Source organism: Nonomuraea sp. NPDC049784, assembly GCF_040659615.1.
Lineage (GTDB): Bacteria > Actinomycetota > Actinomycetes > Streptosporangiales > Streptosporangiaceae > Nonomuraea.
Genome location: NZ_JBFAMX010001225.1, coordinates 1 through 1,322, shown reverse-complemented (window position 1 = coordinate 1,322; position 1,322 = coordinate 1). Strand labels below are relative to the sequence as shown.

The following is a 1,322-nucleotide window of genomic DNA, read 5'->3' as shown; positions in this document are numbered from 1 at the left end:
GCGGCCGGCACGTCGCTGGCCTCGAACCGCTGCACCGGCGTGGCGCCCGCCATGTGCAGCGCGGGCCTGGCCGTGCCGGGGAGGCCGGTGATCCAGTTGGAGAGGGTCTCGAGATAGCCCTTGGTGAACTCGCCGCCGTTCACCCGCATGGCGTGGTCACCCTTGGCCATGAAGCGGATCGTGTAATCGTTGTTGCCCGCTGTGTTCAACCCCTTGAGGAGGGCCTGGGTGGACTCGACGAAGGGGATCGAGGGGTCCATCGTGCCGTAGAACGCCAGGACGGGCTGCTTGATCCCGCTTAATGCGGGCAGCGCGTCGTACCTCAGGAAGTTGAAGCCGACCCCGCCCATCGCCCTGGTCAGCAGGTCGCGGGCGCCGATCGGGGCGCGCAGTCTGAGCAGCTGCTCGTTGAGGGCCCAGGCGACCTGGCGGAGCGGGGAGACGTTCGGGGACGACACCAGGATCACGAACCCCACCGCCGTGCTCTTGGCCGCCGCGATCGGCACCACCCAGCCGCCTTCGCTGACTCCCCACAGGCCGACCCGCGCCGGATCCACCTCGGGACGTGTGCGCAGGAACTGCACCATGCGCAGCGCGTCGTCGGCGAGCAGCGAGAAGTCCCTGTCGCGGAAGTTGTAGCCGATGGTGCGCTTGTCGAACGCGATCGTCACGACGCCCGCCTTGGCCAGGAACTCGGCCTGCGGCGTGAACTCCGTCCGCGACCCGTTGCCCGACCCCGACACGAACACCATCGCCGGATGGCGCCCGGGCGTCAGGGGCACCCGGAGCGTGCCGTCCAGGCGCTGGCCCTCTCCGGCGACGGAGATCTCTTCTCTGCGGACGGGATCGGCTGCCACCACCGGCCGCAGTTCGTTCGGCGGCTGTGCCGGAACCGACTGGAAGACTGGATCCGCCTTGAGCGGCGGCGGGTCGAACGCGGGTGGCAAGACGTATCCGACTGCCGCAAGAGCCACCAGCACCACGCTGGCAGCGACGCTCAAGGTGCCACGGCCAGTGCGCATCGGCCTCCCCATGTGCGTTGGTTTGCCCGCCGATCTTCTAGCGTACTCCCGGCCTCTGAGACAGGTGAGGCCTCATTTGTCGGTGAGAGCTGTTAGCTTCCTGCGACATGCGGATCCTGCACACCTCGGACTGGCACCTGGGGCGCTCGTTCCACCGCGAGAGCCTGCTCGCGGGGCAGGCGGCGTTCGTCGACCACCTGGTAGAGACGGTGCGTTCCGAGCGGGTCGATGTCGTGGCGGTCGCCGGCGACGTCTACGACCGTGCGCTGCCGCCGGTCGACGCGGTGGCGCTGCTCGACG

General features: G+C 69.1%; 2 protein-coding genes. One reads left to right on the top strand and one right to left on the bottom strand.

Annotation, left to right across the window (positions count from 1 at the left end):
* The coding region (locus AB0J09_RS64940) for a prolyl oligopeptidase family serine peptidase (protein WP_360714487.1) at window positions 1-1,022 on the bottom strand (1,022 nt) is incomplete at its 3' end.
* A gap of 107 nt (window positions 1,023-1,129) precedes the next feature.
* On the opposite strand from AB0J09_RS64940, the gene sbcD reads away from it, so the two are divergent.
* Window positions 1,130-1,322 (top strand): exonuclease subunit SbcD (gene sbcD, locus AB0J09_RS64935; protein ID WP_360714485.1); only part of this gene is annotated, 193 nt, incomplete at its 3' end.